General features: G+C 30.2%; 14 protein-coding genes. 5 read left to right on the top strand and 9 right to left on the bottom strand.

The window, feature by feature from the left end; genetic code table 11:
• Positions 1 to 23 precede the first annotated feature (23 nt).
• Complete coding sequence (locus tag INR78_RS06150) at positions 24 to 977, bottom strand: nicotinic acid mononucleotide adenyltransferase (protein ID WP_223077912.1); 954 nt, start codon at positions 975 to 977, stop codon at positions 24 to 26.
• 130 nt (positions 978 to 1107) lie between these two features.
• On the opposite strand from INR78_RS06150, the gene INR78_RS06145 reads away from it, so the two are divergent.
• The 3 genes from INR78_RS06145 to INR78_RS06135 all read left to right on the top strand — a co-directional run bounded on the left by INR78_RS06145 (position 1108) and on the right by INR78_RS06135 (position 3050).
• Positions 1108 to 2109: an NAD(P)H-dependent glycerol-3-phosphate dehydrogenase gene (locus INR78_RS06145; protein WP_223077911.1), complete on the top strand. Its 1002-nt coding sequence runs from the start codon at positions 1108 to 1110 to the stop codon at positions 2107 to 2109.
• A gap of 52 nt (positions 2110 to 2161) precedes the next feature.
• Positions 2162 to 2518, top strand: coding sequence for a hypothetical protein (locus tag INR78_RS06140; protein WP_223077910.1), 357 nt, complete (start codon positions 2162 to 2164; stop codon positions 2516 to 2518).
• A 73-nt stretch (positions 2519 to 2591) separates the two neighbouring features.
• Positions 2592 to 3050, top strand: a complete 459-nt coding sequence (locus INR78_RS06135; RefSeq protein ID WP_223077909.1) for a hypothetical protein — start codon at positions 2592 to 2594, stop codon at positions 3048 to 3050.
• Positions 3051 to 3084: 34 nt separating this feature from the next.
• Here INR78_RS06135 and INR78_RS06130 read toward each other — a convergent pair whose 3' ends face one another.
• From INR78_RS06130 to INR78_RS06105, 6 genes are read right to left on the bottom strand one after another with little or no spacing between them, the layout of a single operon-like run.
• Positions 3085 to 3480: a hypothetical protein gene (locus tag INR78_RS06130; protein ID WP_223077908.1), complete on the bottom strand. Its 396-nt coding sequence runs from the start codon at positions 3478 to 3480 to the stop codon at positions 3085 to 3087.
• Positions 3481 to 3521: 41 nt separating this feature from the next.
• Positions 3522 to 3878 carry a DUF6686 family protein gene (locus tag INR78_RS06125; RefSeq protein WP_223077907.1) on the bottom strand — a complete coding sequence of 119 codons (357 nt, stop codon included), beginning with the start codon at positions 3876 to 3878 and terminating at the stop codon, positions 3522 to 3524.
• A 16-nt stretch (positions 3879 to 3894) separates the two neighbouring features.
• Positions 3895 to 6084 (bottom strand): PepSY domain-containing protein, encoded by a 2190-nt coding sequence (locus INR78_RS06120; RefSeq protein ID WP_223077906.1) that lies wholly within the window; start codon positions 6082 to 6084, stop codon positions 3895 to 3897.
• Positions 6085 to 6092: 8 nt separating this feature from the next.
• On the bottom strand, positions 6093 to 6575 hold the full coding sequence (locus INR78_RS06115) for a DUF2271 domain-containing protein (protein ID WP_027879657.1): 483 nt from the start codon (positions 6573 to 6575) through the stop codon (positions 6093 to 6095).
• Positions 6576 to 6585: 10 nt separating this feature from the next.
• Positions 6586 to 8058 carry an ankyrin repeat domain-containing protein gene (locus tag INR78_RS06110; RefSeq protein WP_223077905.1) on the bottom strand — a complete coding sequence of 491 codons (1473 nt, stop codon included), beginning with the start codon at positions 8056 to 8058 and terminating at the stop codon, positions 6586 to 6588.
• A 3-nt stretch (positions 8059 to 8061) separates the two neighbouring features.
• Complete coding sequence (locus INR78_RS06105) at positions 8062 to 8964, bottom strand: DUF6607 family protein (protein ID WP_223077904.1); 903 nt, start codon at positions 8962 to 8964, stop codon at positions 8062 to 8064.
• A 91-nt stretch (positions 8965 to 9055) separates the two neighbouring features.
• Here INR78_RS06105 and INR78_RS06100 point away from each other — a divergent pair, with 91 nt between their 5' ends.
• Together INR78_RS06100 and INR78_RS06095 are read left to right on the top strand one after the other, a co-directional pair.
• The gene (locus INR78_RS06100) at positions 9056 to 11188 is read left to right on the top strand and encodes a TonB-dependent siderophore receptor (RefSeq protein ID WP_223077903.1); all 2133 of its coding nucleotides are present in this window, start codon (positions 9056 to 9058) and stop codon (positions 11186 to 11188) included.
• A gap of 12 nt (positions 11189 to 11200) precedes the next feature.
• On the top strand, positions 11201 to 12298 hold the full coding sequence (locus INR78_RS06095) for an HmuY family protein (protein ID WP_223077902.1): 1098 nt from the start codon (positions 11201 to 11203) through the stop codon (positions 12296 to 12298).
• A 58-nt stretch (positions 12299 to 12356) separates the two neighbouring features.
• On the opposite strand, the gene INR78_RS06090 is transcribed toward INR78_RS06095, so the two are convergent.
• Both INR78_RS06090 and INR78_RS06085 read right to left on the bottom strand, forming a co-directional pair.
• Entirely contained in the window at positions 12357 to 12953 is a 597-nt protein-coding gene (locus INR78_RS06090; RefSeq protein WP_223077901.1) for a TetR/AcrR family transcriptional regulator, read from the bottom strand.
• 6 nt (positions 12954 to 12959) lie between these two features.
• A complete protein-coding gene (locus tag INR78_RS06085) occupies positions 12960 to 14369 on the bottom strand; it encodes an efflux transporter outer membrane subunit (protein ID WP_223077900.1) in 1410 nt (469 codons plus the stop codon).
• Positions 14370 to 14373 lie beyond the last annotated feature (4 nt).

The following is a 14373-nucleotide window of genomic DNA, read 5'->3' as shown; positions in this document are numbered from 1 at the left end:
AAAAATTACTCACTAACTAGGGTTTATTTTTCTCTAGTATTTTCTCTAGGGTTATCTTTTTTTCTGGTGTGTTGTTTACGTTTTTTCTCTCCAGATGTTTTACTTCTGTCTGTTGTTTGTCCAACTTTTAAATATTGTATATAACCTCTTCCTGTAAACTCATAAACCGTACCAGAACTTGGGTGATATAATTCTACTCTTTGATCATTTACAATACTTAACTCAAAAAACTCATTATCAAAATAATCATAATCTAAGGTTAGTGTTTTTAGGTACATATTTCCGTTAACATCATTAACACCATACAATCCAGAATAATCCCAATATATATTGTTTGGATTTGTTCCTTCAGGATCTTGAGAGCTTCTAAAGTTGTTATCATTTCCGCCAGATAAAAACTGAAGGAAGTTTTCGTTATCAAATTCATTTAAAGCACCAAAGTTACTTGTGTATGTTTTTTCCCAAGCTTCATATTCTTGTAAAAAGTATTGTATGTTATCATAAAACACATAATCGTAATCAAAATTTGAACGTTGATAACCATGTAAAAAATATGACGTATCATTAAATGGATTATACAATTCTATTGTATTATAGTCTATTTGGTATACATCAAAACTATCATAGCCATCAATATCATGATCTATATCCAAAATCATATCGTAAGCATTATAGTAGCCTATTTGTATACCATAACCGTTACCTTGACTACCAATACCAACTAAATTATTATTAGCGTATAAATTTCCGTTTCTAAAAGACACTGTAAAAGCCATTTGCAAAAAAGGTGCCTCACCATAACCAATAGTTTCGTTAATATCTACGTACCACAGCTCGTAAGAATTTAGTAATTGATTAACCGTTATTGGTTCTTGATAATTATCATAGGCATAGTCGTCTACGATAACTTCTGTATAACACGATGTAAATAATAATGCTATTAAAGCGAAGCCTGAAAGTAATTTGATCGTCTTCATAATGTGTCGTTTTAAGGATTGATATAAATTGATTTTCAAAAGGCGTGCCAAAAATTAAAAGTGATTGATTTTCAATATGAATTGAAGTCTTTAATTTTACGTATTTTTGACCTAGAATTTAAACGAAATTATGAGTCAACCATTAAAATATGCTGTTTTTGGATCAGGAAGCTGGGCAACCGCTATCGTAAAAATGCTTTGTGAAAACTTAGAAGAAGTTGGTTGGTACATGCGCAGTGTTTATACCAAAGAGCATATTCTTAGAGAACAACATAACCCGAATTATTTAAGTTCTGTCGAGTTTCATTTAGAACAACTAAAACTTAGCAATGATATTAATGAAATTGCTAACTATGCAGATGTTTTAATTTTTGTAATTCCTTCGGCATTTATTCATTCTGAATTAAAAAAACTAACCGCAGATATTACTGATAAAATTGTAGTCTCGGCAGTAAAAGGAATTATACCAGAAACTGGCTTATTGGTTGGAGAGCATTTTCATGATAATTATAACATTCCTTTTGAAAATATTGGCGTTATTGCAGGTCCTTGCCACGCAGAAGAAGTTGCTTTAGAGCGTTTATCGTATTTAACCATTTCTTGCGCAGACCAGAAAAAAGCACAAATTATTGCCAATGCTTTATCTAGCGATTATATAAAAACCAAAACTAGCGACGATGTTATTGGTACTGAATATGCGGTAATGCTTAAAAATATTTACGCTATTGCTGCTGGTATAGCACATGGTTTGGGTTATGGAGATAACTTCCAAAGTGTGTTAATGAGTAACGCTATACGCGAAATGAAACGTTTTATCAAAAAAATGCATAAGATGAAACGTAACATTAACAACTCGGCTTACTTAGGTGATTTATTGGTTACTGGTTATTCTACGTTTTCTCGTAATCGTATGTTTGGAAACATGATTGGTAAAGGTTATACCGTAAAATCTGCACAAATGGAAATGAATATGGTTGCAGAAGGATACTACGCTACAAAAAGCGCCCATTTATTAAACGACAAGAATAAAAAGAAAACCAAATTACCTATTATAAATGCTGTTTATGATATTTTATATGAAGGTAAAGATCCTAAAAAAGTGTTTAAAAAACTTACTGATAAATTAAATTAAAATTAACGTTTTATTTGTTAATTAATTATCGTTGGTAATTTACATTTGCTTCGTGAAGAAGTTTTTACAAATATTACTTTTATTAAGTGTAACAGTTAGCTTAAATGCCACTACAATTAACTATAATTTTAGTGACCAAGCTACTATAGTTTCAACTAAAAGTGAAACTGTATCTTCTCCAATCAAGCACAACACTGTTGCTAACACAGCAGACCCTATAACTATTACTTTTTTAGAGGTCAACCTTGTTGATTACCCTAATAGTCTAAATAAAGATTTAGATTTTAACTTTAAACAGTTTTTAACTTATTTTTCTAAAAAATGTAATCTTAAACTACATTACCTAAATGCTATTCCTGTTAGCTTTAAAACTACAGATATAGCTTATCCTTTTCATACCCATCTATAGCATTTGTTTAAATACAAGACCTTTTAAGATATAATATCTTAACACATTTTTCTTATTTAAAAAATTTAAACAAATGGATACAGCAAATACCCTTATAGGTGTTGTTATTACCCTTTGCTGCGGTATTCCTTTCTTTTTAATGTATATCTCTAAAAAGAAAAAAACACAACAAAAAACTCAAATATTTAAAACCATTGCGCAAGATAATGGACTAACTATTAATAAAGTAGACATCTTTAACCATCTATCTTTTGGTATTGATACAAATAAAAAAATAGCTTTATTATCTAACTCATCTACACACAAAATTGTCGATTTAAAGAATTGTGAAGGTGCAGCTTTAGATATTAAAAAGAAACGAATTAATAAAACAACCGAACAAATATCAGACGTTATTATAAACTTTAAAATAGTAAATAATGATATTGTAGGTTTTAATATTTTTAATAGTGACGTTAATAGACTTATTAACGGCGAAATAGAAGTTGGTCAAAAATGGACTAACACTATAAACCAATGTATTAAGCAATAAAACTATAAAAAAATAAGCCTTGAAAATTCAAGGCTTATTTTACTACTACACCACGTACCTTCATTAACGGTACAGGTTGTAAGGCATTTTTATTAATCGTGTTTTTTCTAAAAGTATATGTTTTATCATACATTGTATTACCCTCAAAAAACGTGACTTTAAATTGGTTGTTAAGCGCAAAAAGTTCTTCTTGGATAAGCTCTATTTTGGCATAACTTTTATTAGGAAGCTTATCTATTTTTTTTCTAAAAACAGAGGTTGTTTTACTATCAGAATAACCACTTGTAACTATTATTACAGTATCTAAATCTACATCTTTATCGTTTATAATGTATGCATTCCAATCTTGGGTTTGGTACACATCATTATACTCGTTAACTATTGCAATGTAAACACCTTCTACTTTTGGAATATGAATATCTTTTTTCATACTAATCTTTTAGTTTAAGTACACAAAAATAGTATTTTAAATTAGTTTAAAATTAATGTGTAATCAATATCATTTACACTTATACTTTTTTTGTAAATATTCAATATTGGCTTATTAACTAATACTTTTAATTGTAAAAATTCTTGTCGGTTAAACATCAGAATAAGATTGTCTTGCAAGGTAGGTATAGGTATCTTTTTAGAAATGTTAGCTTCAGCATATTTACACTCCCAAAATTCTGGTTCTAAATTTAAAACATACTGTTTAAATTTCTTAAACTCGTTTACTGTAAATTCAAAATATATATTATTAAATTCTAAGTGAAAATGCTTGCAGTTTTTACACAAAGACAATTCGCCTTGAGATGTTTTTGATATTGATTTTACGTTATTACACATAATTTTAAGTTTTATGTTAGTAACAATCCATCTTTATTTGACCGTTTTCTATAAAGTAACTTACGTTGTTACTTAAATTGTTTTGGCAAATCGTATCCAATTGGTCTAAAACACAAGTTTGCATTGCAACCGAACCACAAATCATTACAACACCTTTTTGCTCTAATACAGAAGCTATAATGTTGTCTTTTTGTGCTATAACATCTTGAACATACGTTTTATTCCCTTCTTTAGAATACGCTATATTACATGTGGTTAGTAACTGCTTGTGTTTTGCTTCATTTAAATAAGCATCATAAATATTAACTGAAGCTTGCGTACGTGTACCCCAAAATAAATGCTTTTTAATGTTTGGATTTTGATTAATCATACCTAAAAAAGGTCCAATTCCTGTACCATTTGCGATAAAAACAGCATGTTTTGTGTGTTTTGGAAGGTAAAACGATGGATTTTTATTAATTCGAGCTTTGATAACTTCACCTTCTTTTAACTGACTAAAATAATTTGAACAAACGCCAAACTGATGTTTTTTGACACTTAAAACCAGTTTGTCTTCAAATTTTCCTAAAGAATATAATCGCTCTATTTGATCTTCTTTAGGAAACACAGATAACAAATCACCAGATTGTATTTTGTGTGTGTTTTTGGCTTGTAAAGTCAACACAAAAGTATGATCCTGGTTAATTTCAGATTTTGAAACTACTTTAAAATCTTGAAGATTTTTTGGTCTTTGTAATTGTTTTACTTTAGGTAATTCTATGTCTAATTGCGATTGTAAATTAAACGCTATACACCAATTTTTAAACGCATCTAAAGACTGATTGTTAATTGTTTTTAATGGTAAAAATTGGGTGAAATCCTGACTGTTATTTAATGCATTATTTACATCTTCTGCAAACTGGCAATAAGCCTTATACTGTAACGATCCAAATCCAACAACACTAAATTTTAGGCTTTGGTTTTGTGACGTATTCTTAAACGTTTCTAAAAATTTATTAGCGTTTATTGGCGCTTCACCATCGCCATACGTTGCTGTAAAAACAATTAAATGTTCTGCATTTTTGTAAGTTGAATAACTGTTTAAATCGGAAATAAAAACACTGTGTTTTGCATTTATCAAACTATTAAATAATGCCGACGCAAATCTGTAAGTACTTCCTGTTTCTGATCCTACAAGAATGATAAATTTTGCTTGATCTTTGGTGTATTTATTTTTTGGGATTACAGTATTTTTCTTTCGTCTTAAAGTCATATCAAACCCAGAATACATAAAATACAAGATGTTTATGGTCGCAATTAGCAAAATTATGGACCAAATAATACTACCTTTTCCTGTATGTAGATTTAAACTTAGTGTTGAAAAATAAGACGTTAAAGATGTGTTTTGTTCGCTTAAAATTTCACCAGAATATTGATGTATTAATAGCTCTTTATCTTTAAGTTTTAATGTGTAGTAATCCTCGACAAACTCAGAAAAAGGAAACTCTAAATGGTTAACTTGATCTAAAGTAATTGCACCAAATATTGAAGCCGATTTTTCTGTTGAAGATGCCTCTAACGCTTCAAAATCTATATTGTGTTTAATCGTTTGGTCAGTAATTACATCAAACTTAAGCAGCGATAAGTAGACACCTGTTATAGTTATGATAATAATTGGCACGAGGGACCAACGACCAAGAACAATATGCCAGTATTGTGACGGATTTTCTTTTACAATTTTGGCAAAAAAGTGTTTAATTCCGCTTTGTCTTTTAACGACCAAAATAAAACCGGTAATTGCTATTAAAAACAATAAAAATGAGCCTAAAGCAACTAAAAACCGACCGGTACTTTTTAAAAATAAAGACCGATGTAAGTTAGTTGTAAATTGAAAAAACTTTGATGGCTGAATGTTTTCACCTAAATAATTAGCTGTTTTAGGATTAAAATATCCGTCTAGGTTTTTGCCATCATTAGTAATAACAGAAGCAGATACAAACTGGTTTGCATCTACTTCTATTTGTAAAATTTCTGGATATGTTTGTTTAAAGGTATTAACTGTTTGGTCTAGACTAATTGTTTTTAAATCTTCTACTTTATAAGGTTGAAGTTGTTCTGATATAGGCTGAAATGCTAAAATTATACCTGTAACAGACGCTAATAAAATAAAAACAGACGCTGTAATAGCTAATGCTAAATGACTATATCTCCAGATAGAAATGGTCATACAAAATACTAGTTAGGCATTAATCTAACGTATCTAATAAAGCCTTTACCTTCGTGTTTTGCTTTGACGTTTTCTGTAGTTAACTCAAACTCGACATCGCTTGTATAATATTCTTGATCTTCTACAGCTGTTTCAAATCTAAGTTTATAACCTTTATTTAATTTAGAATCTTCGATATCTAATATGCTTATTGTACGTTGTCCACCAGATACTGTTGCTCCTGTTACCGCATCTATATTAGCTCTAACCTTACCTTGAAACTTCCACCATTCTGTAATATCAAAATACCACTCGTCGTCATCGCCTTGTACATACAGTGTTTTTTCATATTCGCCATTTGGATTAATTAAAGAGACTACAACATAAGCGCCTTCACCGGTATAATTGGTCAATTGAATCATGCATTTGTATTTACTAGTATTTATATTGGTAAATGACAATAATGCAAATGATAGCAGTATAGTTGATATAGTTATTTTTAATAATTTCATTATTTAATATTTATTTTAAAATTTCTAAAGAAACATTATTTTGTTCTAATAATTCGTTTTCTGAAGCTAAATCATAAGCTGATTCTCCAAATTCGGTTTTAATTGTTTTATCTGCTCCAATACTTAGTAAGTATTCTATTATTTTTTCGTCTTTAGAAGACATTGCAGCTAAATGTAAAGCTGTATTACCATCATTATTTATAGCATTAACATCTGCTACTTTTAGATTTACAACTTGCTTAATCAAATCTAAATTTTGTTTATTTACAGCTAGATGTAATAACGTATTACCATCTTTTTGTTTTTTTGAAATATCTAAACCTTTAGATTTTAAAAACTCTAATTTAATTGCAAAATCTTTAGGCTGTCTTGGGCTAAAAGCTTCAATTAAATAATAATTAAGGTTATTACCATTGGCATCTACAACATCTACTTTAGCTTCTTTACCTATTAATAATTTAACCACTTCTAGTGTATTACTTTGTGTGGCTAACATTAAAGCTGTTTGACCTTTTTTATTATGATCGTTTATATCTTTTACTTGTGGTATAAGAGTTTCTATCACTTTAATTGAATTTCTTGAAACTGCATTTAAAAAAGGAGTACTTCCGTCTTTATCTTTTGCATTTACATTATTTCCTTTACGTATTAAATAATTTAATACATCTATATTTTGTGATCTTGCAGCAATGTAGTGTAATGGTGTTACGCCTTCATTAGACGATGTGTTTGGATTTAAACCTTGTACTTCTAAAAATGTAAACACTTCTAAACCATTTGATACATTTCTTGTTCCTTGGCTAGCAAATAGAAACGCTTGATCGTTACCTTTTACTCCTTTATTAGCAAGTTTTTGTAACAACTCTAAATTACCAGTTTTGGCTACATAATTATAAATTCCGTTACCATTATTATCTGTAGAATTTAAATCTAATCCTTTTCTGGTAAAGTAATCTATTAATTTAAAATCTTTATCACTTGGCGCTGCTAGTAATAAAGCGTTAGCGCCACTATGATTAACGTCTTTTTTTAGATTTGCACCGTATTTAATACATAAATCATACACTTTAGTATTAGTTTGTCCTGCATTTGCAGCAAAGTTTAAAGGTGTTAATCCGTGATCATCTAAAATATCTGTTTTTGCACCATTATCTAATAAATATTGCATAAAGCTGTCATTACCCTTATAGGCTGCCCAAAAGATATAAGTACGTCCATCATGAGTTAGTTTATTAACATCATTACCCTTTATAGATAGTAAATATTGTAATGTTTCTAATGGTGCATCTTGTAATATGGCATACACCATTGGGTCAAAACTATTCGGATTTAGTTGTGCGGGATCATTCCCTTCTTCTATAGCTGTTTTAACAGCTTCTACAGTAGTTGTATTAGACCAAAACTTTCTATCTAACAACTTGTTATTTTGAGCAATTACACTAAAATTTATGAATAGTATAAGTGTTGTAAGTAAATGTTTCATATTCTATTTTTTTACAAAAGATTCTATCGTTTTATCGATGTCCTCTTTGTTGGTTAATTCTTCATCAAATAAATGTTTAAATAACACTTTATTATCTACTTTATCTTCTAGATGTAAATCCTTATTTCTGTTATAAACTTCGCTCCATTTTGCACGAACGGTTGCCCATTTTTTGTCATGCTCTTTCCACCAGTTTATAGCACCTTGACAACGACTATCTTCTACCTTTACATATGTATTATAGCCTTTTTCTTTGGCTAAAGTAATATCTTCTTTGCCTTCTTGACGAATAATTTTAGCATTATCCTGGTCGTGTAACCAACCATATTCTGTAATCTCGTGTCTATTACCTCTTAAGGTTACATTATAATCGCTACGTTTTGTATACTCACGTCTTGGTAATGGTGCAGTTGTTGTGTTTTCCCAAAAGCTTTTACCGTCTACATGTACCCAAGTCGCACTACCTTCGTAACGTGGACTATCATCTACTTGATATACTTTTTGCGTCCATTGTCCTTCTACCTCATCTTCTGTTTTGGTTTCAAAATTCCATTTATTATCACCATCAAACATGTAAAAATCTTTATTTTGGAACAACCAATCTTGACGCCAATGTTTTACTATATATAGTTGCTCTGGACTGCCAACTTGTAGTAAATGTTGTATTGAAATTTTATTATCTGTGTCTTCTACCAATTGTGCCCATTCTAAACCTTTATCTATTTTAGTTTTAGATGGCTTATATAAAGAATCTTGACTATAATTAAAGGTTTCTGCAAAATTAAAAGTGACTTCGTAACATCCGCACATTTTTTTTATAGCTGCCTGATCCTGTTCTTTTTTAGATTGTGCAGTAGCGCTAAATGCTACAAAGAATAATAAAGTAATAACTAGATAATGTTTCATTTTTGATGAATTTGAATTTTTATTAAAAAATGTTGTTCTTATTTAGACTGAATTAAAATAACGTTTATATTTGTGACAAATTTAATCAAGAATGATTCTAAATAAAAAACTTTTAACGCTTTATTTTTCTTTTTTTTCGGTTACACTTCTTTTTGCTCAAGAAAAAGTTAGTGATACTACAAAAATTGAACAGTTAGAAGAAGTTGTTGTTACTGGACAATACAATCCTCAGTCTATCAAAAAATCGGTACATAACGTTATTGTTATAGACCGTGAAAAAATTGATAAACAAGCTGCTAACACCTTAGCTGATGTCTTAAATTTTAATTTAAACTTAAACATTATCCCTAATGCTCAAACAGGAAAATCTACAATTTCATTTTTTGGATTAGATGCCCAATACTTTAATATCATGCTTGATAATGTTCAAATCGTTAGTGATAATGGATTAGGTAACAACATTGATTTAACACAAATAAACTTAGATGACGTAGAGCGTATAGAGATTGTAGAAGGTGCTATGGGTGTAGAATACGGAGCAAACTCGGTTGCTGGAGTTATTAATATTATAACTAAGAAAAAACTAGATCATGATTGGCAAATTCAAACCTTTATACAAGAAGAAACTGTTAGTGACGAGTATGAATGGTTTGATAAAGGTAGACACATTCAGGCGTTAAGTATTGGACATAGAATAAATGATACTTGGAATGCAAAAATAAGTGCCAATAGAAATGATTTTGCTGGTTTTTTTAATAACAAAAAAGGAAAAAACCACTATTTTAATGATGGTTTAAGAGGTTATGACTGGTTACCTAAAACACAGTTTAATGGTAAAGCCGCTATAAACTACAACTCAGATAATTTTAATGCTTTTTATAAATTCGAATATTTTAACGAAACATTAAATTATTACGACGCTTCTGTTAGAGCTAATATAGATGTACAATCACAAACAAGTAATCCATCTGCTACAGACAGAATTTTTAAAACTAATAGACTAATAAATAATTTAAATATTAATGGTCATTTAAAAACTGGTGCAGTCTATAACGCAACATTTTCCTATCAAACACAAAAAAGAGATTTAAACCAATTTAACTATTATATCTTAACTGAAGAGAAAACTAACGAAACCGACGAAACTTATCAATCTAGTGATGTTTTCTTTTCTAAAGGAACTATAAATAATCTGTCAAAAAGTGACAAAATTAATTATCAATTAGGTTACGAAACACGTTTTATAAAAGGATTTGATACACAAGCATCTGGCGATGTAACACAACAAGACCAAACCTTAAAACAAGAAAACTATGCTGTATTTGGATCTGCAGAAATAAAACTAATAGATAAGTTTTCCATAAGACCTGGATTAAGATACGAATATAACTCCATGTTCAAATCTCAATTATTAGCATCATTAAATGCTAGATATCTACTTAATAAAGGATATGAAATTAGAGCAAGTATAGGATCATCGTATCGTACACCTAATTTTGAAGAACTTTACTATTATTTAGTAGACTCTAATCATGATATTAGAGGCAACCAAAACCTATCTCCAGAACGTGGTTTCTCATCATTTTTAAACTTAAAAAAACGAACTTGGTTTAAGGATATATCACTATCAAATAACATTAAATTAAGTTATATCGATTTAAAAGATAAAATAGAACTAGCTGTCATAAATCCAACGCCACTACAATATCAATATATAAATATAGACGGATACAGACTTTGGGGAATTACTTCAGAAAACACAATAAAAAAAGATAATTGGACGCTTAATTTAGGTGCTACATATCAAGGTATTTCAAGAATTATGAATAATGAAGAAAATGCTAAAAACGACTACCTATACGCCTTACAATTAAACACAAGCGCATCATATTTAGTAAAAAAATGGAATACTGCATTTACAATATTGCTAAAGCATAATGGTAAACAAGAAAATTACATTGCCGAAGGTAGTGACGACCAAGGAAATTCATTATTTAAAAAATACACTACAGATGCATTTAGTTGGATGGATGCTTCTATAAAAAAGACATTTTTTGATAAAAAAGTAGACTTTACAATTGGTGCCAGAAACATTTTTGATGTTACCACTGTAGCAATAAATGGTGCCTCAACATCTGGTATACATAGCACAAATAACTCTAGTTTATTACTAGGCTATGGTAGATCATATTATTTCAAACTATTATATAATTTAAATTTTTAATACTAACTCAAAATGAAAAACAAATTTTTAACATTAGTACTATGTTTAGGTGCATTAGCTCTAACTAATTGTAGCAGTGATGATGACAATAACTTACCGTCAGAACCAATACAAGTTATTATCGAAGGTGCAGATGTAGCACCAACAGTTGGTGGTCCAAACCAACAAAACCAAGTATATGTAGACTTAAGCACTAACACAATGACTAGTGTACAACGTGATTCTTGGGATTTAGGTTTTTATACAGGATCAGACTTTAAAGTCATCATAAACAGCTCTATATTTATGGCGGCAGGACAATTATCTTCAACAGATATTGATACCGTAAACTCAAATAATCAAGAAGTTCAAGACTTACAACCTCAAGTAGCTGTTGGTACTTTTGATGATGCAAATATGGCTTATATAGATGCGCCTAATGGAGATTTATCAAATACAGCTTTCGCTGAAATCTCTGCGACAAACACAAATAATTATGTGTATTTAGTAAACTTAGGTGACGAAGTAGGAACAGCAACAGCAAGTACAGGAAGCGTTGAAATTTCTGGCGAGTCTAGAGGATGGAAAAAAGTAAGAATCTTACAAGATGGTAATAACTACATCCTACAATACGCAAATCTTGACGATACTACACACCAAGAAATTACCATATCTAAAGATACTAATTACAATTTTACATTTTTTAGTTTTAATACCAATAGTATTGTAAATGTAGAACCTAAAAAAGAAGAATGGGACTTAAACTTTACTGTTTTCACAAACGAGATACCTGGTTATGGCTCTTATGGATATTCAGATTATGTTCTTAATAATACCTTAGAAAATGCTACTGTTTATATGATAGATACAGAAGTAGACACAGAATTATCTTACGACAATTTTACTTTAACCGATGTAGAAACTTCTTTATTTGTTGAAAATGATAGAAGAACCATTGGTAGTAGCTGGAGAAATGGTGGTGGACCAGGTACTTTACCGTCTTTAAAAGACAATGTGTTTTATATTGTTAACGATACAGATGGTAACCTTTACAAATTAAAATTCTTAGCCCTAACTAACGAAAACGGAGAACGTGGCTATCCAGAATTTGTATACAGCTTATTACAATAGTGTTAATTGTAATAAATTAAAAAAAGTAAAAAAAGCCTTAGTTTTTAACTAAGGCTTTTTAATTATTAAAAAATCTATTTTGATAACTTGTATTTACCACACCTTGTAAATTATAAATTACCATATGCCTTAAAAGCATATCTTCTGAATATATCTCAAACAAATTATTGTCTTTAAACAATAAATTATCTACTCTAAAAAAGTAAATTTTGACTAACAAATCTACATCTACACTTTCAATTAAATCACCTTGTGATTGGGCTTTTTTAAGCAAGACACTTGCAGTATTTTCTGCTAAATTCTCAGTAAATTCACTAAATAACTTAAAGGCTTTTGGGTAATATTTTTCTAATCCAAAAAGAAAAGAAGGCTTGAAATATTTTAAATATTCAAACCCTCTTTTATAGATAAATATAACACTCAAAATAGGATCGTTTTCATTCTCAGAAATGATTCTATTTATATCTTCCTTATATTCATTTAATAAAGTTTCAATGCTTGCAACGACAAGATCTTCTTTATTCTTAAAAAATGAATATATAGTCTTTTTAGATATACCAAGCTCATTTGCCAACTCATCTAAAGTCACGTGTTTACTACCAAACTTTGTAAATTTGGCAATTGCACATTGTAGCAATTCGCTTTTGGTAATCATAGCTTTTTATTTCCAACCACCACCAAGTGCTTCGTATAAAGTAACGACGCTTAGTAATTGTTGTAATTTGTTATCAATAACGTTTAACTCGGCATTAAGCGCACTTTCTCTTGCGGTTAACAAATCAAGATAATTAGCTAAACCGTTTTGCAATAATTCTTCTGAGTTTGCTTCTGCTTGTCTTAAGGCTTCAACTTCATTTTTACGGTATTCAAATTTTTCGGTTTCAGCATTGTAAACGTAAAGTGCGTTAGACACTTCGTTTCCTGCAGTTAACAAGGTTTTCTTAAAATTTAACAACGCTTGTTCTTGCTGTGCTTTGGCTACTTCGTGTTGTGTTTTTATTTTACGCTGATTAAAAATTGGCTGTGTTAAACCACCAATTACTGTTGCAAACAATGAGTTGGCATTAAATAACTTATCTAATTCTAAACTTTGAAATCCGCCACTTGCGGTTAAGGTTAACGATGGATAAAAGTTACTTTTTGCCACATTGGTTAGCTCGAAAGCATTGATTAAATTGTATTCTGAAGCAATCACATCTGGTCTGTTTCTCAACAAGGTTGCTGGCACGCCAAGTGTAATCTTTTCATCTAACTGTTGCTCGGTTAACTTGCTTCGTTCAATTGGTTCTGCTGGTCTTCCTAATAAGAAATTCAACGTGTTTTCGGTTCTAAAAATAGCTGCTTTTAAATCTACTTTTAACGCTTTGGCGTTATTAAACTGCGCTATGTATTGATCTACAGCAACTTGTGTGACGTTTCCAGCATCTTTTAACGCCTTAATAGTGTAAACACTACTGTCTCTGGTCGCAATGGTTCTTTCAGTAATTTCTAATTGTTCGTCTAACGCTAATAACTGATAATAAGTTGAAGCAATTGCTGAGATTAATTCGGTTTTTACAGCTTTATGCGCTGCTACTGTTTGTAAATAACTAGCTTCACCTGCACGTTTATTACTTCTTATTTTACCCCAAATATCGGCTTCCCAAGATAAGCTTCCTGATAATTCGTACTGATCTACAGACGAGAAAAAACCACCAAACTGACTGTTTTCAGACAGTTCTTGATGTGTTGCTTGGGCTGTACCAGTTAACGTTGGTAAATAACCTGCTTTACCTTGTTTCATGTACGCATTAGCGATAGCAATTTGCTGAATAGCCACACGAATATCTAAGTTGTTTTGAAGACCTTCTTCAATATATTGCGCTAAATATTGGTCTTTAAACATATCCTTCCACGATACATCGGCTAACGATATACTGTCTTGTGGTAAGTTATCGGTTCTGTACAAATGTTCTGTTTCTTCTAACTCCGGACGTGTGTAATCCTTAGCCACAAAACAACTTTGCAGTGTTAGCGCTAGCATTAAAACTAATGCGCCTTTACTAAAATTTTTATTTATAGTTGATTTCATTTTT

The sequence above is a fragment of the Mesoflavibacter sp. SCSIO 43206 genome, from assembly GCF_019904215.1.
GTDB lineage: Bacteria > Bacteroidota > Bacteroidia > Flavobacteriales > Flavobacteriaceae > Mesoflavibacter > Mesoflavibacter zeaxanthinifaciens.
Note: the sequence above shows the minus strand (reverse complement) of the source record. Positions and strands in the feature narration are given on the sequence as shown.